Source organism: Streptomyces yongxingensis, from assembly GCF_055597465.1.
Genome location: NZ_CM145717.1, coordinates 2,738,219 through 2,764,443, shown reverse-complemented (window position 1 = coordinate 2,764,443; position 26,225 = coordinate 2,738,219). Strand labels below are relative to the sequence as shown.

The following is a 26,225-nucleotide window of genomic DNA, read 5'->3' as shown; positions in this document are numbered from 1 at the left end:
GTCATAGGAAAGGTATTCATGACTGACCGTTCCGGCCCGATCGGAATGAACCCCGTGTGGACGCTGGTGGTGTCCGGACTCACCGTCTTCATGGCCGCCTTGGACAACCTCGTCGTCATCACCGCGCTGCCCGCCATCCAGAAGGACCTGGGCACCAGCCTCCAGGACCTGGAGTGGACGGTGAACGGCTACACCCTCACCTTCTCGGTCTTCCTGATGGCCGGTGCGGCCGCCGGTGACCGGTTCGGGCGCCGCCGGGTGTTCCTGGCCGGCCTCGTCGTCTTCACCGGGGCCTCCGCCGCCGCGGCGCTGTCCGACAGCGCGGACGCCCTGATCGCCGCCCGGGCCGTACAGGGCCTCGGGGCGGCCGTGGTGATGCCGCTGACGCTCACCCTGCTGACGGTGGCCGTCCCCGAGCGCCGGCGCGGTGTCGCGCTGGGCGTCTGGGGCGCCCTCAGCGGGCTCGCGGTCGCGCTCGGCCCGCTGATCGGCGGGGCCGTGGTGGAGAAGATCTCCTGGGAGTGGATCTTCTGGGTCAATGTGCCGATCGGCGTGGTGGTGCTGGCGCTCGGCCTGTGGAAGCTGGCCGAGTCCACCCGCCCGGACACCTCGCTGGACCCGGTCGGCACCGTCCTGGTCAGCCTCGGGGTGTTCGGCGTGGTCTACGCGCTGGTGTCCACCACCGAACACGGCTGGTCCAGCGGCCAGGTGCTCGGCTTCCTGGCCGGCGGCCTGGTGGTGCTCGCGCTCTTCGTCGGCTGGGAGCTGCGCACGGCCGAACCGATGCTGCCGATGCGGCTGTTCCGCAACCGCGCGTTCAGCGCGGTCAACGCGGCCAGCCTGCTGATGTTCGCGGCCATGTTCGGGCTGGTCTTCCTGCTCACCCAGTTCATGCAGAACATCCAGGGCTTCTCGCCGCTGGAGGCGGGCGTGAAGATGCTGCCGTGGACGGCGATGCCGGTCGTCGTCGCCCCGCTGGCGGCGCTGCTGACCGCCCGGCTCGGCAACCGTCTGGTGGTCGCCGCGGGCCTGCTGTTCGAGGCCGCGGGTCTCGGCTGGCTGGCGTCCGTGGTGAGCGCGGACACCGCCTACGCCGACCAGGTGCCCGGTCTGGTGCTCGGCGGAATCGGCCTGGGGCTGTTCTTCTCGCCCGTCGCGGAAATGGCGATGAACGTCGTCGCGCCCCGCGACCAGGGAATCGCCTCGGGCGCCAACAACACCTTCCGGGAGCTCGGCGGCGCACTCGGCGTCGCGGTGCTCACCTCCGTATTCACCACGCTGGGCGGATACGGCTCGCCCCAGGAATTCGTGGACGGGCTGCGGCCCGCCGCCTGGATCGGTGCCGGAATCGCCGCTGCCGGCTGTCTGGCCATTCTCACGGCACCGCGCGGCCGCACCGCACCGGCCGAGACGAAGGTGATTTCTTCGGGGGCCGTCGAGGATTCATACCAGGGAAACCTCCCGAGTCGGTCGCGCAACTAATTTCGACAGAGCGAAGTCAGAGCGAACAAGAAGATCCACCGGCCCCCGGACCCCGGGTGACCGTTGGGTATGGGGGACGCTATGTACGACGTCATTGTGGTAGGAGCGCGCATCAGCGGGGCATCGACCGCGATGCTCCTGGCGAGAGCGGGGTACCGGGTCCTTCTCCTCGACCGGGCGAAATTCCCCGGCGGTAAGGGGGCCGCCACCAATCTGGTCCACCCTCCGGGAATTCTCCGGCTGAAGCGCTGGGGGCTGCTGGACGAGGTGGCGGCCACCGGCTGCCCGCCCATTCACTCCTACGGTCTCCAGAGCGGCCCCGTATCGCTGATGGCCAAGCTGCCCGCCGTCGAGGGTGTGGCCGAGGCGTACTCCCCGGAGCGCCGCAAGCTGGACGAGATCCTGCTCGAGGCCGCCGTCAAGGCCGGGGCGGAGCTGCGGGAACAGGTCGCGCTGCGGGAGCTGCTGACGGACGCCCAGGGCACCGTCATCGGCGTCCGGGCCGAGACCGAGGACCGCACCTCCATCGTCGAGCACGCCCGGCTGGTCGTGGGCGCCGACGGCTCGAACTCCACCGTCGCCCGGCTGGTGGGGGCCGAGAAGTACGACTCCCACCCGGTGCTCAACAAGAGCCACTGGTCGTACTGGGCCGGTCTGCCGCACGACGGCAAGGTGCGCACCTACCGCCACCGCCATCAGCACGCCTTCACCTGGCCCACCCACGACGGCCTGACCATCGTCGGACTGGCCCTGCCGGTCAAGGACTTCAAGGCGTCCGCCGACGGGGAGCGCGACGCCACGGTCGTCTCCGCCTTCGAGGAGGTCGACCCGGAGTTCGCGGCGCGTCTGCGGGAGACCCGGCGCGTCGACACGTGGATGACCGGCGCGGTCCCCAACTTCCTGCGCCACTGCCACGGCCCCGGCTGGGCCCTGGTCGGCGACGCGGGCTACACCCGCGACCCCATCACCGCCGCCGGTATCACCGACTCGCTGCGCGGTGCCGAACTGCTGGTGGAGGCCGTGGAGCCGGCCCTGGCCGGGGACCGCGACCTCGCCCCCGCCCTCGCCGGCTACGCCCGGCGCCGCGACGCCCTGGTGAGCGGCCACTTCCGGTACACCCGCGACCACGCCGCGATCGCCGACTACAGCCGCGAGGAGCTGGAGTTCATCCGGGCGATGGCGCGCAGCCCGCACCACGGCAGCGGCATGGTCGGGATGTTCGCCACCATCGTCCCGCCCGCCGAGTTCTACTCCCCGGCCAATATCCACGCCCTCTTCGACCACATCCCGCCGGGCTCCGAGCCGGGCTGGAAGATCCGGATGGTGCGCTGGCTCGTCCGCGGCGCCCCCCGGCATCTGCCCCCGGCGACCCGGCTCGCCGACCGGCTGATCGCCGCCAACCTCGGGAGCATGGGCACCTTCCTGCTCGACTCCCCGGTCGCCCGCGTGGCCTAGGGGGTGTCCGACGGTACGCGTACGCCTGCGGCGGGCTGCTCCCCTCCCCGCCCCTTCCCACAACCGGTGCTCCGCCCCGGACCCCCGGGGCCTGGGGGCGAAGCCCCTGCCAGGCGGCGGAGCCGCACAGCGATACCGCGGTAAGGGGCGGGGAGCGGAAAGCACCGATCTGCGGCTCCGCCGCGTGGTCCGCCGGACGCCCCGTAGCCGGGCTCCTTCGCTCCGCGCCCACCGGGCACGGCCGCGACCTCACAACGGCCTTCGGCCGCCCACAGCGCCGCGCCACCCGCGCGGGTGGCGCACCTCACCCACCGTCACCACCACAGCCATGGAGGCATCGGCATGTCCAGCAATCCGTCCCCCGGCGTCACGACGGCGTTCCTCTTCCCCGGACAAGGGGGTTTCGACGGCGAGGCGCTCCGCCGGGCCAAGGAGCGCCATCCCCGGATCGGCCGGGTCTTCGAACGGCTCGACGCCGTGACCGAGGAGCTCTACGGCAGCCGCATCTCCGAGGTGCTCTTCGGTGAGCGCAAGGCCGATCTGCGCGATCTGCTCGACAACGACCCCTGGGCCTCCCAGGTCGCCATCTACGGCGCCGGTCTGGCCGCCTACGAGATCCTCGCCGCCCAGGGCGTCGCCCCCGACGTCCTGGCCGGGCACAGCCTCGGCGAGATCACCGCCCTGGTGGCGGCCGGTGCCTTCTCGGTCGAGGACGGGGTCCGGATCGTCGCCCAGCGCGTGGCCGTGATCGAGCGGCAGGGCGGGGTCGACGGGCGCATGGTGGCCCTGGCCGCGAGCGCCGAGCGCACCCGCAAGCTGCTGGAGCTGGTGGACGAGCCGCTGCTGGCCGTCGCCACCGAGAACCACGACGAGCAGACCGTGGTCAGCGGCCCCGCCGGGATCCTGGACCGGGTCGTGGCGATCGCCGGGCAACTGGACGTGGGCGCCATCGAGATCGACACCCCGTTCCCCTTCCACACCCCGGCGCTCGCACCCGCCGCCCCCGAGTTCGCCGCGTATGTACGGAAGCTGGACCAGCGTCCGCTGAATCGCCCGGTGTACTCGCCGATCCTCCAGCGCTACTACGAGCCGGGCGACGCCCTCGCCGATCTGCTGGCCGAGCACTTCACCCGGCCGGTGCGGTTCGCCGCGGCCGTACGGCACCTGCGGGAGACCGGCGCCGAGGTGTTCGTCGAGGCGGGCGGGCGCGCCGCGCTCTCCAAGCTGGTCGCCAAGGTGACCGACGACGGCTCCGCGGTGCGGTCGCTGCCCACGCTGGCCCTGACCGGCGGACGGCTGGCGCTCGACGGCACCCTCGACGCGCTGCGCGAGGCCGGTCTGGCGGCGCCCGAGCGCGGCGGGCTCGCCGAGCTGCTGGCCCCCTCGGTGCCCGAGGACGTCTTCGCGGCGTACTGGAGCGAGCGCGGCCACATGGTGCTGGAGCTGGTCCGCACCGAACTGGACGCCTTCCGCAAGTCCGCCGAGGGCCACGGCACCGAGCCCGAGGCGCGGCCCGCGGCCGGCGTCGAGCCGGAGCCCGCCGCCGAGGCCGCCCCCGCGCCCGCACCGGAGGCCCCGGCGGCCCCGGCCTCGTCCGCCCCCGGGCCGCGGTCCGAGGGGTACGGCCGCGACCAGCTCTTCGGGGAGCTGCGGACCCTCTACGCCGAGGCGCTCGAATACCCCGAGGACGTCTTCGAGGACGAGGTGCAGCTGGAGGCCGAGCTGGGCGTCGACTCCGTCAAGCAGGTCGAGCTCCTGTCCAGGGTCTCCAGCCGCTACGGGCTGCCGCCGCGCGAGTCCGGCTTCCGGCTGGCCACCTACAACACCATGGGCAAGATCACCGACTTTGTGCTCCAGCAGCTCAACGACCAGCGAGCCCACACACCGGCCTCCGCCACGGGCTGAAGCGCCCCCTCGTCGCAGAAGGAGTCAGTCGTTCCCATGAATGACCTCACGGGGAAGGTGGCCCTGGTCACCGGAGGTTCCAAGGGCGTGGGCAAGGCGATCGCGCGGACCCTCGCGGCCCGCGGCGCCGATATCGTCCTCAACTACTTCCACTCGCACGACCAGGCCAAGCGCACCAGGGACGAACTGGTGGCAAGCGGCGCCCGGGTCGAGCTCGCACGGGCCTCGGTGGCCCGGCAGGAGCAGGTCGACCGGATGTTCGCCGAGATCGAGGAGCGCCACGGGCGGCTGGACATCCTGGTCAACAGCGCGGCCAACGGGGCCCTGCTGCCCCTGGCCGAGGTGACCGACGAGGACATCGCCAAGGCCATCGACACCAACTACAAGGGCGGACTGCGCTGCGCCCGCGCCGCGGCCCCGCTGATGGCGCGGGGCGGCGGCGGGGCGATCGTCACCGTCTCGGCGCTCGGCGGCTCGCAGATGGTGATGGCCAACTACTCGGCCTGCGCCCCCGCCAAGGCGGCCGCCGAGGCGGCCACCCGCTATCTCGCCGTGGAGTTCGCCCCACTGGGCATCCGGGTGAACACCGCCTCGGCCGCCATGCTGGAGAGCGAGGTCGCGGACAAGTTCCCCCGGGCCCGGGAGATGAAGGAGGTGATCGCCAGGGCGACCCCCTTCGGACGGCTGGGCACCCCGGAGGAGTTCGCCGACGTCGTCGCCTTCCTGGCCTCCGACGCCTCGCGGTGGATCACCGGACAGGTGGTGCTCGCCGACGGGGGACTGACGCTGGGGGCCGCCCTCATGTCGCCGCCCGCCGCGGCCCCCGTACGGGAGGAGGCCGCACCCGAGCCGGAGCCCGTCGTGACGCCGGAGCCCGTCGCGCCCCAGCCCGTCGTGACGCCCGAGCCCGTCGCGCCCGAGCCCGTCGTGGCCCCCGGGCCCGAGCCCGTACGGCCCCGGGCCGCCGCCACGACAGCCGCCGTCGCCGAGGCCGTGGACGCGCCCGGCTCCGACCTGCCCCCCGACGTCCCCGACGTCCCCGACGACGCGATCGCCGTCGTCGGCATGGGCCTGGCGGTCGCCGGGGCGAACAGCCCCGAGGAGTTCTGGAAGCTCCGTACGACCGGTGACGAGCTGTTCGTCAAGATCCCCCGGGACCGCTGGCGGCATGAGAACTTCCACGCCGTCGACACCGCCGCCGAGGACAAGGCGTACGCCGACCGCTGCGTTTTCATCACCGACTTCCAGGCCGCCCCCGGCTCCGTCGACAGCATGGCCGAGGGCGCGGACGACCACGAGCTGACCACCATGTGGCTGCGGCACAGCCTGGTCCAGGCCCTGGACGGGGTGCGCCACCAGGACTCCGACCGCTGCTCCTTCGTCGTCGGCTACACCCCCGACGGCAGCCAGCACCTGGAAGAGGCCGGAGTGCTGGACAGCGTCACCCGGATGACCCACGACATCCTCGGGGACCTGCCGCTGGACGACGGCGAGCGCACCACCCTCCGCGGCGACATCGAGGAGGCCCTGAACCGCCGCTACTGGCGCGCCGGCCAGGACCGCTCGCGCTTCCTGCCGCACCGCGTCGGGGAGCTGGCGATGCGCGGTCTGCTGCCGCCCTCCACCGAGCTGCACATGGTGGACACCGCCTGCTCCTCCTCGCTGTACGCGATCGACATCGCGGCCAAGGGCCTGCTGATGGGCAAGCAGGACATCGCCGTCTGCGGCGGCGCCTTCGCGCTCGCGCCGCGCGGCACCGTGCTCTTCTCCAAGCTCCAGGGGCTCTCCAAGCGCGGTGAGGTGCACGCGCTGGACGAGGACGCCGATGGCGTGATCTTCGCCGACGGCGCCGCGCTGGTCGTCCTCAAACGGCTGAGCCGGGCGCGGGCCGACGGGGACGAGGTGCTCGGCGTGCTCCGCGCGTTCGGCTCCTCCTCCGACGGCAAGGGCAAGGCCATCTACGCGCCCAACGCCGCCGGTCAGAGCCTCGCGGTGCGGCGCGCCCTGGAGGCGGGCGAGGTCGAGGGCGGCGCGGTGAGTTGGGTCAACGCCCACGCCACCGGCACCCCGGCCGGTGACCTCGCCGAGTTCACCACGCTGCGGGAGTACTACGGCACCGAGGGGCCCGCCGCGGTGACCTCCAACAAGTCCCTGATCGGCCACACCGGCTGGGCGGCGGGCGTGGTCTCGCTCATCGAGAACCTGCTGGGCCTGGCCGAGCACACCATCCCCGGTCAGTTCCGCTTCTCCAACCCCCGCGAGGACTTCCGGCTCGCCGAGACCGGACTGGAGATCACCCCCGAGCACAAGGGCTGGCCGGAGCAGCCGGACGGCCCGCGGCTGGCCGCGGTGTCCGGCTTCGGCTTCGGCGGCACCAACGCCCATCTGATCGTCTCCGAGCACCGGGCGCGCCCCGCCGCCGCGAACACCACCGCCACCGGCCGGGCCCCCGCGACCGTCACCAAGGTCCCGGACACCGGCAGCCGGGTGGCGATCGTCGGCTGGTCGGCCCATCTCCCCGGGCTGGCGGGCCGCGAGGAGGTCACCCGCTGGCTGGGCGGCGGGCCGCGCCCCCGCGACAGCTTCGGCGACGAGTACCCGGCGCCGCCGTTCAGCAAGGTCCGGCTGCCTCCCAAGACCATCCGCGCCCTGGACCGCTGCCAGCTGATGATCGTGGAGTGCGCCCATCAACTGCGCGACCAGATGCCCGACTTCTGGCAGGAGCGGGCGCTCAAGACCGGGGTGTTCGTCGGCCATATGGGCCCGACCCGCGCCGCGATGCTCTACGCCAACCGCTGCTACCTCGACGACATCGCCGAGGCGCTGGGCGAGCTGCCCTCCGACGCCCTGCCCGGTGTGCTGGAGCGGCTCGGCGAGCGCGTCCGCGGCATGATCCCGGCCTCCAACGAGGACTCCTTCCCCGGCCAGATGCCCAACATCATCTCGGCCCGGGTGGCGAACTACTTCGACCTCAACGGCCCGAACATGACGATGGACTCCGGCTTCGCCTCCGCCGTCTCCTCCATCACCTCCGCGGGCCGCTATCTGCGCACCGGTGAACTGGACTTCGCGCTCGCGGGCGGGATCAACGGCAACAGCCTCCCCGAGTACCGGACGCTGATCGGCGAGCTGCTGCCGCCGGAGGCCCGTGAACTCGCCGAGGGCGCCTTCCTGTTCGCGCTCACCACCGAGGAGCGGGCCCGCGCCGCCGGGCTCGAGGTGCTCGCGTACGTGGACGAGCCGCTCGGTGCCGTCGAGGCGGGGCGCGGGGAAGTGGCCGCGGACGAGACCCTGCTGTGCGGTGCGCCCGCGCCCGAGCACGCCCGCTACCTGGGCGCGGCCGGCGGACTCGCCGTCCTCAAGGCGCTGCACCGGCCCTCGGGGACCGTGGAGATCGCCACCGACGGGAGCGAGGGCGCCGCCGGGGCCCGGCTCCGGCTGACCATCCCGGGTGACGGCCCCGAGTCCGCCGGCTCGGAGTCCGAGGGCCCGGAGGCGGCCCCGGCCGCGCTGCCCGCCGCGTTCGCCACCGACGGGCGGCTCGCGGACGGCACCCCGGTACGGGTCCGCCGCCAGGTGCCCGTCCTGACCGAGCTGCCCGCGCGCACCGTGCGCGAGCGCGTCCCGTTCCTCCCCGCCGGGGCGGTGGTGCTCACCGACGCCCCCGAGCCGCTCGCCGCCGCCGCGCCACCGGACGCGGACCTCACCGTCCTGTCCACGGCGCCGCTCGCGGCCCCGCGCCCGGGCTGGCACCACCTGCCCGAGGTCACCGAGGAGTCGGTCCGCCGGGCCCTGGCGGGCGCGGGCCCCGGGGTCACCCACCTCAGGGTGGTGGGTGACCTCGGCCGGGCGGCCGCGGACGGCCCCTCGCCCGCCCTCACCGCCCTGCACGACGCCGCCTACCTGACCCTCCAGCACCTCTACGACGACCTCGGCGACCCCGGCTCCTCGGCCGTGGCGCTGCTGCTGGGCGCCGCGCCGGGCGGCATCCCGCATCCGTACACCGGGCTCTTCACCGGGCTGTGGAAGACCGCGGCCCTGGAGCGCGACGCCTGCCTCGCCTTCGCGCTGTGCACCTCGGCCACCGACCTCACCGAGGCGATGGCCCGCGCGGAGGAGGAGAGCGCGGCCGAGCGGGTCTTCCCCGCGGTGTTCGACCTCGACGGCGTGCGGAAGGCGTATCTGCTCTCCGACGAGCCGAACGGCCTGGAAGCGGGTGCGCCTGCCGTCCTCGGCCCGGACTCGGTCGTGGTGGTCGCCGGGGGTGCCCGGGGCATCACCGCCGAGGTGGTCAAGGCGGTCGCCGAGCACTTCCGGCCCCGGATCTACGTCCTGGGCAGCAACTCCCTCGACGACTATCCGCCGGAGACGTACCAGGGCACCGACGAGGAGTTCGCCGCCCGCCGCGCCGGCTACATCAAGACGGAGATCGCCCGGCGCGACGGCCGCACCGTGGCCGACATCAACCGCGCCTTCGACCGCATGGTCAACGCCCGCTGGGCGAAGCGCAACCTGGACGAGATGGCCGCCCACAGCGGCGCCGGCCGGGTCACCTACCTCGCCTGCGACATGCGCGACGGCGCGGCGGTGGACCGGGTGATCGGCCGGGTCCTGGACGAGCGGGGGCGGATCGACCTGCTGGTCAACGCCGCCGGGCTGCAGCGCTCCGGGCTGATCAAGGACAAGGGCTTCGCCGAGTTCACCTCCATCCGCGACCTGAAGCTGGACTCCTACCTCCATCTCAAGCGCGCCCTGCGCACCGCACCGCCCCGGCTGTGGTGCAACTTCGGCTCGCTGCTGGGCTACTTCGGGCAGTTGGGGGAGGCCGACTACGCCGCGGCCAACGACTTCCTGGCCGCCGCCGCGACCCACACCCGCGCCGGCGATTCGCCGACGGACGAGTTCACCATCGGCTGGACGCTGTGGGAAGGCGTCGGCATGGGCGCCAACGAGCTGACCAAGGCGTACTACGAGCGCGCGGGCTCGTACAGCAACATGGCCATCGCCGAGGGCATCCACCACTTCGTCCAGGAGCTCCACGCCCCCGTGCGGCGCCCCTCCGTCGTCCACCTCGGCGACGCCGAGCGCGCCACGGTGGAGCGCTTCTACCCCGGCTATCTGGACCGGCGGCCCGGGTTCTTCCTGCGCCGGCTGGTGGAGTCCGACGAGCGGTCCGTGGTCTACGAATGCCCCTTCGACCTGGACACCGACGGCTATCTCGAACACCACACGGTGCGCGGCGAGGCCACCCTGCCCGGCACCTTCGTCACCGAACTGGCCGCCGAGGCCGCCCGGGCCCTGGTCCCCGGCAAGCGGGTGATCGCCTTCGAGGACCTGCGCTTCGAGCACTTCCTGCGGGTCTACCGCGACATCCCGGCCGGCCCCAGGCGCGTCCGCGCCGAGCTGGTGGACGGCCCCGGGGAGGTGACCGTCGTCCAGGTGCGGATCACCGAGGACGTGGTCGCGCCCAGCGGAGTGGTCCTGGTCAAGGACCGGGTGCACTTCCTGGCCCGGGTGCTGCTCGACAGCGAGGCGCCCACCGCGCCGCGCTGGGAGGAGTGGCCGGCGGGGGAGGAGACCCCGGTGCCCGACCCGTACCACCAGCCCGGCTCCCCGGTGCGGCTGACCGGCCCCTTCGTCTCCACCACCGACACCCGGATCCACGCCCGGGGCAAGCGCGCCCGCTACGCGCCCGACATCCCGGCCGGCGACCCGGTGTGGTCCCGCTTCACCGTGCCGAGCATCCTGCTCGACGGGCTGGCCCGGGTGGGGGTGCTGGACCTGGTCGACGGGCATCTGGTGCCGGTGGCCGCGCCGCTCTCGATCCGCCGGATCGATCTGTACGAGGAGATCAGCGACCACGACCTGGCCGCCTCCGGGGAGGGCATCGACCTCTTCGTCACCCCGCCCGGCTTCGACCTGACGGCCGACACGATCAGCAACCGCTTCGTGGCGGTGCGGCCCGACGGCCGGATGCTGCTCCAGATGAAGGACATGAGGGCCACCCTCATCGGCTACATCGACGCCGAGACCGGCGAGGCCGTCCCCCTGGAACAGGCACCGGCGGGGGAGGACCGGACATGACCGTGACTCAGCAGGACGCGCCGGTCCAGCCGGTGACCCGGATGGTGTGGCGGCTCACCGAGCTGCCCCGCCCCGCCGGGCCGCACCCCCGGCTCGCCGGGCTGCGGGTGCTGCTGATCGGCGGCGAGGAGGACATCGCCGCCGGTGTGGAGCGCGAACTGAAGGAGCACGGCGCGCTGGTGCGCCGGGAGCCGGAAGGACCCGGGCCCGTGGACGCCATCGTCGACCTCACCGTGGGCCGGGCGTACGACCCGGACCGGGCCGCCTCCGCCGGGTCCTGGCGGCGGGCGCTGACCGAGACCGTGACCGCGCTGCGCGGGGTCTACGACGACTGGGCGGCCGAGACCGCCGCGGACCGGCTGTGCTATCTCGCCGTCAGCTACCTCGGCGGCGGGATGGGCCGGCATCCGCGGGACGGTCTTGAGCAGCCGTTCGGCGGCATCTGGGCGGGGCTCGCCAAGACCCTGCACCGGGAGTTCCCCAACGTGGCCGCCCGCGTCGTCGACATCGACCTGGCCGCCTCCGCCGGACTGCCCGGCATCGTCGCCGCCGAGCTCGGCCGGACCGGTGAGATCGAGGTCGGCTACCGCGACGGCCGCCGCTTCACCCTCACCCCCGAGGACCGGCCCGTGGCCGCGCCCGCCCTCAGCCTCGGCCCCGAGGACACCGTGCTGATCTCCGGTGGCGGCCGCGGCATCGGCTGGGAGCTGGCCCGGTCGCTGGCCGCCCGGCACGGCGTACGGGTCGTGGTGACCGGCCGGGAGCCGTTCCCGAGCGGGGACGAGCCCTGGTTCGGGGTGGACGAGGCCGGGTGGAGGCGTTATGAGAAGCAGGTCTGGGCGGGCCGTACCAAGGGCGAGTCGCCCGCCGCGGTCCGCGGCCGGCTGGCCCGCGCCCGCCGGCTGTGGGAGCTGGCCACCCATGTGACGTCCGCCCGGCGCGAGGGGCTGCGCGTCGAGTACGCGCGCTGCGACTTCACCGACCGCGCCCAGGTGCGCGCGCTCATCCGGCGCGAGGACGCGCTGGAGGGCGGCAGGCTCGCCGGGGTGGTGCACAACGCCGGGGTGGACACCTCCGCCCGGCTGCCGAAGAAGACCGATCAGGAGATCCTGCGCACCGTCGAGGTCAAGATCGAGGGGTTCCTCAACGTCTTCGAGGAGGTGCGGAGGCGCGACCTGAAGTTCTTCTGCAGCGTCGGCTCCCTCACCGGACGGCTCGGCGGCATGGTCGGCCAGCTCGAATACGCCGCGGCCAACGAGGGGCTCGCGCGGCTGGGCCAGTGGGCCGCCCGCCGGGCCGCGTTCCCCGTGATGACCCTCGCCTGGCCCACCTGGGACCGCATCGGGCTGATCGCCAACTTCGCCGCCACCCTGCGCTACATGGCCGCGCTCGACGTGGCGGACGGTCTTGAGCGCTGGCGGGCCGAACTGCTGGCGGGGTCCGAGGGCGAGGTCACCTTCGTCGGGCCGCTGGGCAAGGCCATCGACCCGGGGCAGGCCGTCGGCTATCCGGTGGTGCCCGCGCTGCCCGGCTTCGCCACCGCCTATCCGAAGATCTTCCACCTCGGCGAGGTGACCTCCTACCAGCCGCACGCCCAGCTCACGGCACGCGTGGTCTTCGACCCCGAACACACCCCCGCGCTCGGCGACTTCCGCATCGACGGCGCCCCCGCGCTGCCGCCCTCCCTGCTGCTGGAGAACGCCCTGCGGGCCGCCGAATGGATCGTCCCGGAGGACTTCCCGGCGCTGCGGGCCGGTGCGCTGGAGGAGATCGTGGTGCCGCTGGCGCTGCTGCGCCGGGACGGCCCCGCGATCCGGCTGGTCCGCGAGATCCGCGGCTTCCACGAGGGGCACGACTGGATCGTGGAGGTCCGCTACCGCCACGAGGGCGGCAGGGACGGCCCGGAGGCGAGCCTGCGCATCGTCCACGAGACCGGCCCGCCCCGGCCGCCCGCTCCGCCGCGCCCCGACGTCCAGCAGACCACCACCCTCCGCTCCGGGCCGCCCTTCCTGCACTGGCGCGGCGCCGTGGTGCCGCTCTCCGCATGGACGGCGGGGCCGGAGGGCCGCCTGGTGGCCGAGGTCCCGCGCTGCCTGCCGGTCGACCTGTGGGCGACGCCGTACGTGCCCGGGACGGCCCTTCCGATCGCCGCGCTGGAGAACGTGGTGCGGCGGTGCACCACCCCGGGCGACGGCCTCTCGGTCACCGCCGACCCCCTGATCCTCGGCCGGATCGCACCGCACTCCGCCGAGCGCGGACCCACCCGCGTCGAGGGTGATCCCTCGCTCGGCGTCTGGCGGATCACCGACGCAGACTCCGGGGAGCCCGTGGCGACCGTCTCGGGACTCTCCGGCCCGCTGGGAAACATGACGGAATAGAAAGGCAATCCATGTCCACTCCCGAGCAGAACAAGGCCGTCCTCGAGCGCTACTACGAGGAGTGCCTCAACAAGGGCAACCTGGACGTCATCTACGAGGGCGCCACCGAGGACCACATCAGCCACGGCACCGCCGCCAACGGCAAGGAGGGCGTGGAGCACCTGAAGGAGTGGGTGCGGCTCCAGCGCGCCTCCTTCCCCGACCTCCACGTCACTGTGGAGGACTGGATCCTGGAGGGGAACAAGGTCGTCAGCCGCTTCACCGCGCGCGGCACCCACACCGGCGACGACTACGCGGGACTCATCCCGGCGCAGGGCCGCAAGCTGGAGATCCCCGGCATCGTCATCGACGAGTTCAACGACGAGGGCAAGATCGTGGAGAGCTGGTTCTCCATGGACTCCTACGACCTCGCCACCCAGCTCGGGGCGTTCGACGCGCCCCCCGCGTGACCGGCCATGAGCCGGCCCCGGGCTCCGGGGCCGGCATCCCGGTCCTCATCACCGGCTGTTCCTCCGGCATCGGCCGCGCGTGCGCGCTGCGGCTGCACCGGGCCGGGCACGCCGTGTACGCCACCGCGCGGCGGCCCGAGACGCTGGCGGAGCTCGCGGGCTCAGGCATCCGCACCCTGGCCCTCGACGTCACCGACGAGGAGTCCATGGCCACCGCGGTCGCCAAGGTCGAGGCGGAACACGGCGCGGTCGGGGTGCTGGTCAACAGCGCGGGCTACGCCATGTCGGGCTGTATCGAGGAGGCATCCCTGGCCGAGGTGCGCGAGCAGTTCGAGACCAATGTGTACGGCCTGGTCCGGCTCAGCCAGCTGGTGCTGCCCGCGATGCGCGCCCACGGCGGCGGCACCATCGTCAACGTCTCCTCCATCTTCGGCCGTTACGCCGTCCCCGGCTCGGGCTTCTACAACGCCACCAAGCACGCCGTGGAGGGCTTAAGCGACTCCCTGCGGAACGAGGTGGCCGACTTCGGGGTGCGGGTCGTGCTCGTCGAGCCGGGCCCGGTGCGCACCACCCGCTTCGGCGCCACCTACGTGGCCAATCTGCGGCCGGTGAGCCGGACGTACGAGACCTTCCGCCGGGAGAGCGCCGAGTACTTCGAGGCGATCTACACCGGCAGCCGCCGGACCCTGGCGGGCACCTTCGCGATCCAGGCGGACGATGTGGCCCGCCGGGTGGCGAAGGTGGTGGCCAAGGGCGCCCGCGGCTCCCGGCCGCGCGCCCGCTACCCCGTCGGACTCCTCGCCCACAGCACGATCGCCCTGCGGCGCCTCACCTCCGACGTCCTTTTCGACCATCTCTTCGTGCGCCGCCTGTTTCCGGTGCCCCGCGGGCCGCGGCCGCGAAAGCAAGGAGACCACCGATGACCACAGCGACCTCCGCGCCGCGCATCGCACCCGGCCCCAAGGGCGCCCCGCTGCTGGGCAGTCTGGGCCCGTGGAAGCGGAACACCGCCGAATTCCTGCTCGGTCTGCAGCGTGACCACGGCGAGATCGTCCGGATGCGGCTCGGCCCGTTCCTGGTGCACCAGGTGACCGAGCCCGAGGCGGTGCGCCGGGTGCTGGTGGAGAACAACGGCAACTACGTCCGCGGCCCGCTCTACGAGCAGTTCGGCGTCGTCATGGGCAAGGGGCTGCTCACCACCGACGGCGAGTTCTGGCGCGCCCACCGGCGGGCGGTGCAGCCGGTCTTCCTCAAGAACGCCATCGCCGACATCATCCCCAACATCATCCGGGCCACCGAGGAGATGCTGGAGACCTGGGAGCGCAAGGCCGCCGCCGGTGAGCCGGTCGACCTGATGACCGACATGCTGCGGCTGACCCTGGTCACCCTCTCCCGCTCGCTGTTCGCCTACGACATCAAGCCGGACTCGGCCCTGCTGAAGACGATCGTGGACGATGTGGTGGAGGTGATGTTCCGCCGCGGCACCGCCACCGAGATGCTGCCCTCCTGGGTGCCGACGGACCGTCAGCGCAAGATCCTCAGGATCCACCGGGTTTTCGACCGCATCGTGGCCGATGTGCGCCGCAGTTACGCCGAGACGGGGGAGGGGCCGCTGATCGCGCTGATGGAGCGGGCCACCGACCCGGCCACCGGTGAGCCCTGGACCGATCAGCAGATCAAGGACGAGCTGCTCACGGTCTATCTGGCCGGCCACGAGACCACCGCCGTCGCCCTGTGCTGGACGCTGCTGTCGGTCGCCGCCCACCCCGCGGTCCAGGAGGAGCTGGACGCCGAGATCGCCACGGTGCTCGGCGGCGGGCCGCCGGACGCGGAGAGCGCCGAGGGGCTGACGTACACAAGGATGGTCGTGGACGAGAGTCTGCGGATGCACCCGCCCATCTGGATCTTCCCCCGGGCGGCGGTCGAGGCGGACACCCTCGGCGGCTACGACATCGAGCCGGGCTCCTCGATCCTGCTGTCCCCGCTGGTCTCCCACCACAACCCGCGCCACTGGGACAACCCGCTGGCCTTCGATCCGTACCGGTTCACCCCGCAGGCCATCAAGGAGCGGCCGCGGATGGCGTACCTCCCGTTCGGCTCGGGGCCCCGGCAGTGCGTCGGCAACTTCATGGCGCTGCTGGAGCTGCGCACCATCGTGGCCATGGTGAACCAGCGCTTCCGGATCAGCCGGATCCCGGGGACCGAACTGCGGTACGGCTCACCGGTGATCTCGCTGCGGCCGCTCAAGGACGTGATGGTGACGGTGACTCCGCGCGAGCGAAGCACCGCCGCGCCCCGCCCGTCCCGCCGGACCGCTCCCGCCGCCCCCGCCGCCTGCCCCCATCACCCGTAGGCCGGAGGGCGGAAGCGGAATCCGAGTTCCGGGCCGGGCCGGCGCTGTCGCCTTTCCCGATTTCGCCCCCGCGACCCGGCCCGGGAAACCCGGCACACCGTCAGAAGCAGGGGTTCGTGGCGGTGCAGCGTTATCCACGGGACGCGGGCGCATTTCCGGGAAAACGCGTCCCGTGGTGATGCGGACGAGAATGCGGAAGCCGTGCGGCGGGACGCGAAGGGCGAGGCCCGGGCCGACCGCGCGGCAGCGCTCCGGCGCCGGGGCGACGCCCTCCGGCGAACCGCGGAAACCGTCCCCCGGGCCGGGGCGGAAATCCACCGCGCCGACCGGTCGGTTTTCTTGACGCTCCTGGTGGAAGGGGTGAGGCGGACCCTTTCCCCGGGCGCGCCGGGGTGGGCGAGAACTTCATTTCACGATCGCTACGGCCGTTTACTCCCAGGTGGCGCCGAGTGCGGCCGTCCACCGTCCCCCGTCCGCTCCCGAGAGCACTCGCGCACAATGCCTCCGAATGAATGTCCGACGTATGTACGGACGCTCCCCCGCGCCCCCGGGTGACCCGGATGGTGGTCGCTGAGCCATCCGGCGGGGCATCCCCGCGGATCTGTGGCAGGGTCAGGGGGCTAGCAGTTGAACCAGAGGCACTGTCACCGCCGCTGTTCACTAAACGGAGGCGCTGTATCGTGTGCCTGTACGCCGGGTTGTCGAGCGGCGCAGCATCAGGGAGGGGGACGCGTGTCGCCAGGGGAAGCGCACGTCGCACCGTACTCACGGCGCGAGCGGCTGCGCATCGCGACCATCCGTGAGATCAAGGACGTCGCCCGGACGCTCCTGGTTCAGGAGGGCCCGGAAAATGTGACCATCCGGGCCATCGCCCGTGAGATGGGCATGACCGCGCCGGCCGTCTACCGCTACTTCAGTAGCCGGGATGCGCTGATCCTTCAGCTACGTGTGGACATTTTCGAGGAGATGGCCCGTTTCATGCGCGGCGTCCTCGGCCAGCACCCCGAGGAGGAGCCGGGCCGCCGGTGGATCAGCGGCGCCCGCGCGCTGCGCGTCTGGGCGATCAAGCACCCCCATGAGTTCGGGCTCATCCTCGGCCCGTGGGCCCCGGGGCTCGGCCGTGAGGAGACCAAGCCCGAGCGCCATATGAGCTGGGTCTTCGGCTCCGTCTACTCCGATCTGGTGTCCGACCTGTGGCGGGTGCGGGGCTTCCCCGCCCCCGAGGTCGAGGAGCTCGACCCCGGCCTCGCGCGCACCCTCACCGCGCTCAGCGAGGACCAGGACGTCGACATGCCGCCCGGAGCCATCGCCGTGATGCTCCGCTGCTGGGTGCGGCTGTACGGGGTGATCTCCATGGAGGCGCTCGGCCACATGTCCTTCGCGCTCTCCGAGGGCCAGCACTTCTTCGAGTTCGAGCTCCGCGACCTGTGCCGGGTGCTGGACATCTCGGAGTTCTACGAAGAGGTCGTCTGAGACCGCCCGAAGGCCCCCGGACACCGGCCCGGGGGCGTTCGCCGGTCACCCGCCCGGCGCCCCGTCGAAGGTCACATCGGGGTATCGCCCCGTACATGTGTACACCGAGAGGCGTAAGCTGTGGCAATGCCCGTCCGGATCATGCCGGAGCCGGGCCCTTGTCGCCTGTTCGGGGGCTGGGGGCCGGGGCCCGTTGACAAGACGGAGCGGCGTGTCCGGATCGTGCCGACCCTGGTAACCGGTGTAGAACGGGGGATGTGACGGCATTGGCTACACGGCCCATCTCTAGCGCTCCCGGGGGGCCCGGTCGCCGGGACCCACGTGGCGTCCTGGGTCTCGCCCGTACGCCTGGCTGTCCACGGTGACCGTCGAGGACGAGCGCAGCGGGTCCCATACCACGTCGAGCAGCCGGAGCGGCGGGCAGGAAGCCGCTCGCGCCGTGCTCGACAAGGCCGCCCACGAGAACTTCCCCGTGGCCCCCTTCTTCCTCCCCCGCGCCTGGCGCACCGATCTGATGGCCGTCTACGGCTACGCCCGGCTGGTCGACGACATCGGCGACGGCGATCTGGCCCCCGGCGGCGCCGACGCGGAGCTGCTCGGTCTTGACCGCGACCGGGCGGACGACGCGCTCGCGATGCTGGACGCGTTCGAGGCCGACCTCCGCCGGGTCTTCCAGCCCGGCGCGGAGCCGCGCCATCCGCTGCTGCGGGCCCTGCGCCCCACCGTCCACCGCCACGGGCTTGGCCAAGAGCCCTTCCTGGGGCTGATCGAGGCCAACCGCCAGGACCAGCGGATCCGGCGGTACGCCACCTACCAGGACCTCCTCGACTACTGCGAGCTGTCCGCCAACCCGGTCGGCAGGCTCGTCCTCGGCATCACCGGCACCGCGAGCCCCGAGCGGATCCGCCACTCGGACGCCATCTGCACCGCCCTGCAGATCATCGAGCACCTTCAGGACGTGGCCGAGGACCTCCGCAGGGACCGCGTCTATCTGCCCGCCGAGGACATGAAACGCTTCGGCGTGACCGAGGCCGACCTCGCCGCCCCCCGGGGCGGCGTACGGTTGCGCGCCCTGGTCGCGAAGGAGGCGGAACGCGCCGCTGCCCTGCTGAATGAAGGCACCCCCCTGGTGGGTAGCGTCCACGGCAGGCTCAAGGTGCTGCTCGCCGGATTCGTGGCCGGGGGGCGGGCCGCCTTGCGGGCGGTCGCGGCCGCGGGACATGACGTACTCCCTGGACCGCCCAGGCCCACCAAGCTCAGCCTGCTGCGCGAGGTGGGGGCGACACTGCGAAGAGAGGGGTGAGCCGGACCGTGAAGGGATCTCCGCACGCGTCCGCGCCAGTGCTCGCGGCGTACCGCTACTGCGAGGCCGTGACCGGCCACCAGGCCCGCAACTTCGCCTACGGCATCAGGCTGCTGCCGACGGAGAAGCGCCATGCGATGTCGGCCCTGTACGCCTTCTCCCGCCGGGTCGACGACATCGGTGACGGCCCCCTCGACCCGGAGGCCAAGCGTGCCCGGCTGGCGGACACCCGTGCCCTGCTGGACCGGATGCGGGGCGGCGGCATCGACGAGGACGACACCGACCCCGTCGCCGTCGCCCTCGCCCATGCCGCACACCGCTTCCCGATCCCGCTGGACGCGCTGGACGAGCTGATCGACGGCGTGCTGATGGACGTGGCCGGGCAGACCTACGAGACCTGGGACGACCTCAAGGGCTACTGCCGCTGTGTGGCGGGCGCCATCGGACGGCTCTCGCTCGGCGTCTTCGGGACCGCCCCCGGCACCGGCCACAGCGAGGACGAGCTCGAGCGCGCCCCGGCTTACGCCGACACCCTCGGGCTCGCCCTCCAGCTCACCAACATCCTGCGCGACGTCCGCGAGGACGCCGCCACCGGGCGCACCTATCTGCCCGCCGACGACCTGGCCAAATTCGGCTGTACCACGGCGTTCCGCAGCTCCACCGCACCGCCGGACGCCGACTTCACCGGTCTGGTCCACTTCGAGGTGCGGCGGGCCAGGGCGCTGTTCGCCGAGGGCTTCCGGCTGCTGCCGCTGCTGGACCGGCGCAGCGGCGCGTGCGTGTCCGCCATGGCGGGCATCTACCGCAGACTGCTGGACCGGATCGCCAAGGACCCCGCGGCCGTGCTGCGCGGCCGCGTCTCGCTGCCCGGCCATGAGAAGGCGTATGTGGCGGTGCGCGGGCTGGCCGGTCTTGACGCCCGCGCCGTCGAGCGCCGCGGCACCGGGAGGCCGGTGTGACCCACTCGACCCTTGACCCGGCTCCGGCCGCCGGGCGACGCCCCGCCGGGCGGAGCGCGCTGGTGATCGGCGGCGGGCTCGCCGGTACGACGGCCGCGCTCGCGCTGGCCGACGCCGGGCTGCGGGTCACCCTGGTCGAGGGCCGCCCCCGGCTGGGCGGCCTCGCCTTCTCCTTCCACCGCTCCTCCCCGGCGGGCGTGCTGAGCGTCGACAACGGCCAGCATGTGCACTTGCGCTGCTGCACCGCCTACCAGTGGTTCCTGGAGCGGGTCGGCGCGGCCCGACTCGCCCCGCTCCAGGGCCGGTTGGACGTCCCCGTCCTCGACGCCCGGGGACGGAGCGGGCGGCGGCTCGGCCGGCTGCGCCGCACCGCCCTGCCGGTGCCGCTCCATCTCTCCGCGAGCCTGGCCACCTACCCCCATCTCTCCCTCGCCGAGCGCGCCCAGGTGGGCCGTGCCGCGCTCGCCCTGGGGCGGCTGGACCCCGAGGACCCGGCACTGGACGGGGTGGACTTCGCCGGCTGGCTGCGCCGCCACGGCCAGTCGCCGCGCGCCGTCGAGGCGCTGTGGGACCTGGTCGGCGTGGCCACGCTCAACGCCACCGCGCCCCATGTCTCGCTGGGCCTGGCCGCGATGGTCTTCAAGACCGGGCTGCTCTCCCGGCCCGGCGCCGCCGACATCGGCTGGGCCCGCGCCCCGCTCGGCGAGCTGCACCACACCCACGCCCACCGCGCCCTGGACGCGGCGGGCGTGACCACCGAGCTGCGCACCCGGGTGACCGCCGTCACCCGCACCCCCGAGGGCCGCTGGAGCGCGGCCACCGCCGGGCGGCCGGGGGAGGAGCCGCAGGCCGAGGCGGACGGCGCGGACGTGCTCGTGCTGGCCGTCCCGCAGCGCGAGGCGCACGCCCTGCTGCCCGACGGCGCCCTGAAGGACCCCGGCCGGCTGCTGCGCATCGGCACCGCGCCCATCCTCAACCTGCACGTGATCTACGACCGCACGGTGCTGCGCCGCCCCTTCTTCGCCGCGATCGGCTCCCCCGTCCAGTGGGTCTTCGACCGTACGGACGCCTCGGGGCTGAGGGACGCGCCCGGGGCCGGGGACAGCCAGTACCTGGCGGTGTCGCAGTCCGCCGCGTACGACGACATCGACCGCCCGGTGGCCGAGCTGCGCGCCCGCTATCTGCCCGAGCTGGAGCGGCTGCTTCCCCTCGCCCGCGGGGCGCGGGTGCGCGACTTCTTCGTCACCCGGGAGCGCACCGCCACCTTCGCCCCCGTCCCCGGCGTCGGCCGCCTCAGGCCCTCCGCCCCGACCGACGCGCCCGGCCTCTACCTGGCCGGTGCGTGGACCGCCACCGGCTGGCCCGCGACCATGGAGGGCGCCGTGCGCAGCGGTCTTTCCGCCGCCCGCGCGGCCCTCACCGACCTAGGCCGCCCGCATGTGAACCCTCTCCCCGCCCCGGGCGGGGGGACGCCCAAGGAGGCGGCATGAGCACCACCACCAAGAACAGAGGAGAGACCGTGACCCCGGCGACCCCAGGTGTCGACACCGCAGGCGTCATGGCGCTGCTGGAGCGCGGCCGTACGCTCGCCACGCCGGTGCTGCGCGCCGCCGTGGACCGGCTGGCCCCGCCCATGAACTCCGTCGCCGCGTACCACTTCGGCTGGATCGACGCCGAGGGCAATCCGGCCGAGGGCGGCGGCGGCAAGGCCGTCCGCCCCGCGCTCGCCCTGCTGTCCGCCGAGGCGGCGGGCGCCGCGCCCGAGGCCGGGGTGCCCGGCGCGGTCGCGGTCGAGCTGGTGCACAACTTCTCGCTGCTCCACGACGACCTCATGGACGGGGACGAGCAGCGCCGCCACCGCGACACGGTGTGGAAGGTGCACGGCCCGGCCCAGGCCATCCTGGTCGGTGACGCCCTGTTCGCGCTGGCCAACGAGATACTGCTGGAGATCGGCACCGCCGAGGCCGGGCGGGCCACCCGCCGGCTCACCGCCGCCACCCGCAAGCTGATCGACGGCCAGGCCCAGGACATCTCCTACGAGCACCGCGAGCGGGTCACCGTCGAGGAGTGCCTGGAGATGGAGGGCAACAAGACCGGCGCCCTGCTCGCCTGCGCCGCCTCCATCGGCGCCGTGCTCGGCGGCGCCGACGACCGCACCGCCGACACCCTGGAGCGCTACGGCTATCACCTGGGCCTCGCTTTCCAGGCCGTCGACGACCTGCTCGGCATCTGGGGCGACCCGGAGGCGACCGGCAAGCGGACCTGGAGCGATCTGCGCCAGCGCAAGAAGTCCCTCCCCGTGGTCGCCGCGCTCGACGCTGGCGGCCCCGACTCCGAGCGGCTCGCCCAGATCCTCGCGGCCGACGCGCACAAGCCGGAGGAGGAGTTCGCCGACTTCTCGGAGGAAGAATTCGCCGTCCGCGCCGCGTTGATCGAGCAGGCAGGTGGCCGGGACTGGACCTCTCAGGAGGCCCGCAGACAGCATGCGACCGCCATGGAGGCGCTGGGCTCGGTGGACATGCCCGCCGAGATCCGGGCGCGGTTCGTGGCGCTCGCCGACTTCGTCGTCGTACGAGAGAGATGATCGCCATGGACCGCTAGTTCGCAGTCGCCGGCCGGCACCCAGCCGGGGTGCCGGCCGACGGAAGCCCCAAAGACGGCAGATGAGCACACTGCAGAGGGGAAGCCATGACAGCGACACCGACCGTCCAACCCTCCGAGTCATCCGAGTCCAAGACCCTGAGTGTCGCCCGTGAGGCGACGGCCCGCGCGGTGGACCACCTGCTGTCCCGCCAGGACGAGCGGGGCTGGTGGAAGGGTGACCTGGAGACCAACGTCACCATGGACGCCGAGGATCTGATGCTCCGCCAGTTCCTCGGCATCCAGGACCCGGACACCCTCGACGCCGCGGCCCGCTATCTGCGCTCCCAGCAGGCCACCGACGGCACCTGGGCCACCTTCCACGGCGGTCCGCCGGAGCTCTCCGCCACCATCGAGGCGTACGTCGCCCTGCGGCTGGCCGGCGACGAGCCCGACGCGCCCCATATGGCCGCCGCCTCCGCCTGGGTGCGCTCCCGGGGCGGGATCGCGAGCAGTCGAGTGTTCACCCGGATCTGGCTGGCCCTCTTCGGCTGGTGGCGCTGGGAGGACCTGCCCGAGCTGCCACCGGAGATCATCTACTTCCCGAAGTGGCTTCCGCTCAACATCTACGACTTCGGCTGCTGGGCCCGGCAGACCATCGTGCCCCTCACCATCGTCTCGGCCAAACGTCCCGTGCGCCCGGCCCCCTTCCCCCTCGACGAACTCCACACCGACCCCCGCAGACCCAATCCGCCGCGCCCGCTCGCCCCCGTCGCCTCCTGGGACGGCGCCTTCCAGCGGCTGGACCGGGTGCTGCACGCCTACCACAAGGTCGCCTTCCGCCCGCTGCGCCGGGCCGCGCTGCGCTCCTGCGCCCGCTGGATCGTGGAGCGGCAGGAGAACGACGGCTGCTGGGGCGGCATCCAGCCACCCGCCGTCTACTCCGTCATCGCCCTCCATCTGCTCGGCTACGACCTCGACCACCCCGTGATGCGCGCCGGTCTGGAGTCGCTGGACCGCTTCGCGGTGTGGCGCGAGGACGGCAGCCGGATGATCGAAGCCTGCCAGTCCCCGGTCTGGGACACCTGCCTGGCCGCCATCGCACTCGCCGACGCCGGTCTCGCCCCGGACCACCCGGCGCTGGTCAAGGCCGCCGACTGGATGCTGACCGAGCAGATCGACCGGCCCGGCGACTGGTCGGTCCGGCGGCCCGGGCTGCCCTCCGGCGGCTGGGCGTTCGAATTCCACAACGACAACTACCCCGACATCGACGACACCGCCGAGGTCATCCTGGCGCTGCGCCGGGTCGACCACCCCGAGCCCGAGCGGATCGAGGCGGCCGTGCGGCGGGCCATGCGCTGGACCCTGGGCATGCAGTCGAAGAACGGGGCGTGGGGCGCGTTCGACGTCGACAACACCAGCCCGCTCCCCAACAAGCTGCCGTTCTGCGACTTCGGTGAGGTCATCGACCCGCCGTCGGCCGATGTCACCGCGCATGTCGTGGAGATGCTGGCGCACGAGGGGCGGACGTACGACGCCCGCACCCGGCGCGGTATCTCCTGGCTGCTGTCCGAGCAGGAGCCGAGCGGCGCCTGGTTCGGCCGCTGGGGCACCAACTACGTCTACGGCACCGGCTCGGTCGTCCCCGCGCTGATCGCCGCGGGCGTCCCCGCCTCCCATCCGGCGGTCCGCCGGGCCGTCCGCTGGCTGGAGAGCGTCCAGAACGAGGACGGCGGCTGGGGCGAGGACCAGCGCTCCTACCTCGACGCCGAGTGGATGGGCCGGGGCGCCTCCACCGCGTCGCAGACGGCGTGGGCGCTGCTCGCGCTGCTGGCGGCGGGGGAGCGGGACGGCGCGGCGGTCGAGCGCGGGATCACCTGGCTCACCCGGACCCAGCGGCAGGACGGCTCCTGGGACGAGCCGTACTTCACCGGCACCGGCTTCCCCTGGGACTTCTCCATCAACTACCACCTGTACCGGCAGGTGTTCCCGGTCACGGCACTGGGCCGGTATGTCCACGGCGAGCCCACCGGGGCGCGACCGCGGAGCAGTTGATGTCCGCCGACCCGGCCACGGAGGCCGGCGGTGCGGCGCTGCTGATCGCCTGTGCGCTCGGCATCGAGCGGTTCGCCCTGCGCGGCGCCGACCTCGGCGCCGCCGCCGGGGCCGTGACCGTGCTGCGCACGGGCATGGGGCCGCAGTCGGCCGAGCGCGCCGTGACCCGGGCGCTGACCGGGAGGTCCTCCGGTGGGCCCGGTGAGCGGCGGACCGGGCCCGAGGGGCGGCGAACCGGGCCCGGTGGGCGGCGGACCGCCGTCGTCGCCACCGGCTTCTGCGCCGGGCTGGCCCCCGGGATGCACCCGGGGGACATCGTTGTCGCCGACGAGACCCGCGATCCGGCGGGCCGCACCGTGTGCACCGGCACCCGGATCCTCGCCGACGCCCTGTCACATCCCCTCCCCGGCGGCCCCCGCCGGGCCGTCCACATCGGCCCGGTCGTGGGCTCGGACCATGTGGTGCGCGGCGCGGAGCGGGCCGCGCTGCACAGCACCGGCGCCATCGCGGTGGACATGGAGTCCGCCGCGACCCTGCGCACCGCCGTCGGCCACGGCGTCCGTCCGGTTGCGGCCGTCCGGGTGGTCGTGGACGCTCCTGAACATGAACTCGTCCGTATCGGCACGCTACGCGGTGGAATATCGGCTTTCCGAATCCTTCGGACCGTTCTTCCCGCTTTCTTTCACTGGCACCGTTCTTCGCTGCTCCCAGGAGGTGAGCTAGATGGCCATGCCTCTCCGCCAGACCATCCGGGTCGCGACGTATCTCTTTGAACAGAAAATGATCAAGCGGCGGGACAAGTTCCCGTTGATCGTCGAGCTCGAGCCGCTCTTCGCGTGCAATCTCAAGTGCGAGGGCTGCGGGAAGATCCAGCATCCTGCCGGGGTGCTCAAGCAGCGCATGCCCGTCGCCCAGGCGGTGGGCGCGGTGCTGGAGTCGGGTGCGCCGATGGTGTCCATCGCGGGCGGCGAACCCCTGATGCACCCGCAGATCGACGAGATCGCACGGCAGCTGGTGGCGCGGAAGAAGTACGTCTTCCTCTGCACCAACGCGATGCTGTTGCGGAAGAAGATGCACCTGTTCAAGCCCTCCCCGTACTTCGCCTTCGCGGTGCACATCGACGGGCTGCGGGAGCGGCATGACGAATCGGTGGCGAAGGAGGGGGTGTTCGACGAGGCGGTGGAGGCCATCAAGGAGGCCAAGCGGCGCGGCTTCCGGGTCACCACCAATTCCACGTTCTTCAATACCGACACCCCGCAGACCGTCATCGACGTGCTCGACTTCCTCAATGACGAGCTCGAGGTGGACGAGATGATGATCTCGCCCGCCTACGCGTACGAGAAGGCACCCGACCAGGAGCACTTCCTGGGCGTCGAGCAGACCCGGGAGCTGTTCCGCAAGGCGTTCGCCGGGGGCAACCGACGTCGCTGGCGGCTCAACCACAGCCCGCTCTTCCTCGACTTCCTCGAGGGCAAGACGGACTTCCCGTGCACCGCCTGGGGCATCCCCAACTACTCCCTCTTCGGCTGGCAGCGCCCCTGCTACCTGATGAGCGACGGCTATGTCCCGACCTACCGCCAACTGGTGGAGGAGACCGACTGGGACGCTTACGGCCGCGGCAAGGATCCGCGCTGCGACAACTGCATGGCCCACTGCGGCTATGAGCCCACCGCGGTCCTGGCGACCATGGGCTCCCTCAAGGAGTCGCTGCGCGCCGCCCGGGAGACCGCCGCCGGAAGCCATGGGTGA

At 72.8% G+C, this 26,225-nt stretch carries 16 protein-coding genes; all 16 read left to right on the top strand.

Annotated features, from left to right (window positions below; all coding sequences use genetic code 11):
* The first annotated feature begins 18 nt into the window (after positions 1 to 18).
* Positions 19 to 1,482 carry an MFS transporter gene (locus tag ACZ6TD_RS11570; protein WP_471353167.1) on the top strand — a complete coding sequence of 488 codons (1,464 nt, stop codon included), beginning with the start codon at positions 19 to 21 and terminating at the stop codon, positions 1,480 to 1,482.
* An 81-nt stretch (positions 1,483 to 1,563) separates the two neighbouring features.
* Entirely contained in the window at positions 1,564 to 2,937 is a 1,374-nt protein-coding gene (locus ACZ6TD_RS11565) for an NAD(P)/FAD-dependent oxidoreductase (protein ID WP_471353165.1), read from the top strand.
* Positions 2,938 to 3,279: 342 nt separating this feature from the next.
* Positions 3,280 to 4,842 (top strand): acyltransferase domain-containing protein, encoded by a 1,563-nt coding sequence (locus ACZ6TD_RS11560; protein ID WP_471353163.1) that lies wholly within the window; start codon positions 3,280 to 3,282, stop codon positions 4,840 to 4,842.
* Between the two features lie 36 nt (positions 4,843 to 4,878).
* Positions 4,879 to 10,926 (top strand): SDR family oxidoreductase, encoded by a 6,048-nt coding sequence (locus tag ACZ6TD_RS11555; protein ID WP_471353162.1) that lies wholly within the window; start codon positions 4,879 to 4,881, stop codon positions 10,924 to 10,926.
* Positions 10,923 to 13,304, top strand: a complete 2,382-nt coding sequence (locus ACZ6TD_RS11550; RefSeq protein WP_471353161.1) for an SDR family NAD(P)-dependent oxidoreductase — start codon at positions 10,923 to 10,925, stop codon at positions 13,302 to 13,304. The genes ACZ6TD_RS11555 and ACZ6TD_RS11550 overlap by 4 nt, the downstream gene beginning before the upstream one ends.
* 11 nt (positions 13,305 to 13,315) lie before the next feature.
* A complete protein-coding gene (locus ACZ6TD_RS11545; RefSeq protein ID WP_046086071.1) occupies positions 13,316 to 13,753 on the top strand; it encodes an ester cyclase in 438 nt (145 codons plus the stop codon).
* Entirely contained in the window at positions 13,750 to 14,676 is a 927-nt protein-coding gene (locus ACZ6TD_RS11540; RefSeq protein WP_471353160.1) for an SDR family NAD(P)-dependent oxidoreductase, read from the top strand. Before ACZ6TD_RS11545 ends, ACZ6TD_RS11540 begins: the two co-directional genes overlap by 4 nt.
* Positions 14,673 to 16,106 carry a cytochrome P450 gene (locus tag ACZ6TD_RS11535; RefSeq protein ID WP_471353158.1) on the top strand — a complete coding sequence of 478 codons (1,434 nt, stop codon included), beginning with the start codon at positions 14,673 to 14,675 and terminating at the stop codon, positions 16,104 to 16,106. The genes ACZ6TD_RS11540 and ACZ6TD_RS11535 overlap by 4 nt, the downstream gene beginning before the upstream one ends.
* Before the next feature lie 732 nt (positions 16,107 to 16,838).
* Entirely contained in the window at positions 16,839 to 17,579 is a 741-nt protein-coding gene (locus ACZ6TD_RS11530) for a TetR/AcrR family transcriptional regulator (protein ID WP_137980242.1), read from the top strand.
* A 439-nt stretch (positions 17,580 to 18,018) separates the two neighbouring features.
* The gene (hpnC, locus tag ACZ6TD_RS11525) at positions 18,019 to 18,882 is read left to right on the top strand and encodes a squalene synthase HpnC (RefSeq protein WP_471357653.1); all 864 of its coding nucleotides are present in this window, start codon (positions 18,019 to 18,021) and stop codon (positions 18,880 to 18,882) included.
* Complete coding sequence (hpnD, locus tag ACZ6TD_RS11520; RefSeq protein ID WP_471353156.1) at positions 18,879 to 19,841, top strand: presqualene diphosphate synthase HpnD; 963 nt, start codon at positions 18,879 to 18,881, stop codon at positions 19,839 to 19,841. The genes hpnC and hpnD overlap by 4 nt, the downstream gene beginning before the upstream one ends.
* Positions 19,838 to 21,331, top strand: a complete 1,494-nt coding sequence (gene hpnE, locus ACZ6TD_RS11515) for a hydroxysqualene dehydroxylase HpnE (RefSeq protein ID WP_471353154.1) — start codon at positions 19,838 to 19,840, stop codon at positions 21,329 to 21,331. The genes hpnD and hpnE overlap by 4 nt, the downstream gene beginning before the upstream one ends.
* Complete coding sequence (locus ACZ6TD_RS11510; RefSeq protein WP_471353152.1) at positions 21,328 to 22,425, top strand: polyprenyl synthetase family protein; 1,098 nt, start codon at positions 21,328 to 21,330, stop codon at positions 22,423 to 22,425. Before hpnE ends, ACZ6TD_RS11510 begins: the two co-directional genes overlap by 4 nt.
* 104 nt (positions 22,426 to 22,529) lie before the next feature.
* Positions 22,530 to 24,476, top strand: a complete 1,947-nt coding sequence (gene shc, locus ACZ6TD_RS11505; protein WP_471353150.1) for a squalene--hopene cyclase — start codon at positions 22,530 to 22,532, stop codon at positions 24,474 to 24,476.
* Entirely contained in the window at positions 24,476 to 25,249 is a 774-nt protein-coding gene (locus tag ACZ6TD_RS11500; protein WP_471353148.1) for a phosphorylase family protein, read from the top strand. The genes shc and ACZ6TD_RS11500 overlap by 1 nt, the downstream gene beginning before the upstream one ends.
* The gene (gene hpnH, locus ACZ6TD_RS11495) at positions 25,200 to 26,225 is read left to right on the top strand and encodes an adenosyl-hopene transferase HpnH (protein WP_164436582.1); all 1,026 of its coding nucleotides are present in this window, start codon (positions 25,200 to 25,202) and stop codon (positions 26,223 to 26,225) included. The genes ACZ6TD_RS11500 and hpnH overlap by 50 nt, the downstream gene beginning before the upstream one ends.

Coding starts and splice junctions, on each gene's coding strand:
- ACZ6TD_RS11570 (WP_471353167.1), top strand. CDS start 19: ATGACTGACCGTTCCGGCCCGATCGGAATGAACCCCGTGTGGACGCTG.
- ACZ6TD_RS11565 (WP_471353165.1), top strand. CDS start 1,564: ATGTACGACGTCATTGTGGTAGGAGCGCGCATCAGCGGGGCATCGACC.
- ACZ6TD_RS11560 (WP_471353163.1), top strand. CDS start 3,280: ATGTCCAGCAATCCGTCCCCCGGCGTCACGACGGCGTTCCTCTTCCCC.
- ACZ6TD_RS11555 (WP_471353162.1), top strand. CDS start 4,879: ATGAATGACCTCACGGGGAAGGTGGCCCTGGTCACCGGAGGTTCCAAG.
- ACZ6TD_RS11550 (WP_471353161.1), top strand. CDS start 10,923: ATGACCGTGACTCAGCAGGACGCGCCGGTCCAGCCGGTGACCCGGATG.
- ACZ6TD_RS11545 (WP_046086071.1), top strand. CDS start 13,316: ATGTCCACTCCCGAGCAGAACAAGGCCGTCCTCGAGCGCTACTACGAG.
- ACZ6TD_RS11535 (WP_471353158.1), top strand. CDS start 14,673: ATGACCACAGCGACCTCCGCGCCGCGCATCGCACCCGGCCCCAAGGGC.
- ACZ6TD_RS11510 (WP_471353152.1), top strand. CDS start 21,328: ATGAGCACCACCACCAAGAACAGAGGAGAGACCGTGACCCCGGCGACC.
- shc (WP_471353150.1), top strand. CDS start 22,530: ATGACAGCGACACCGACCGTCCAACCCTCCGAGTCATCCGAGTCCAAG.
- ACZ6TD_RS11500 (WP_471353148.1), top strand. CDS start 24,476: ATGTCCGCCGACCCGGCCACGGAGGCCGGCGGTGCGGCGCTGCTGATC.
- hpnH (WP_164436582.1), top strand. CDS start 25,200: ATGGCCATGCCTCTCCGCCAGACCATCCGGGTCGCGACGTATCTCTTT.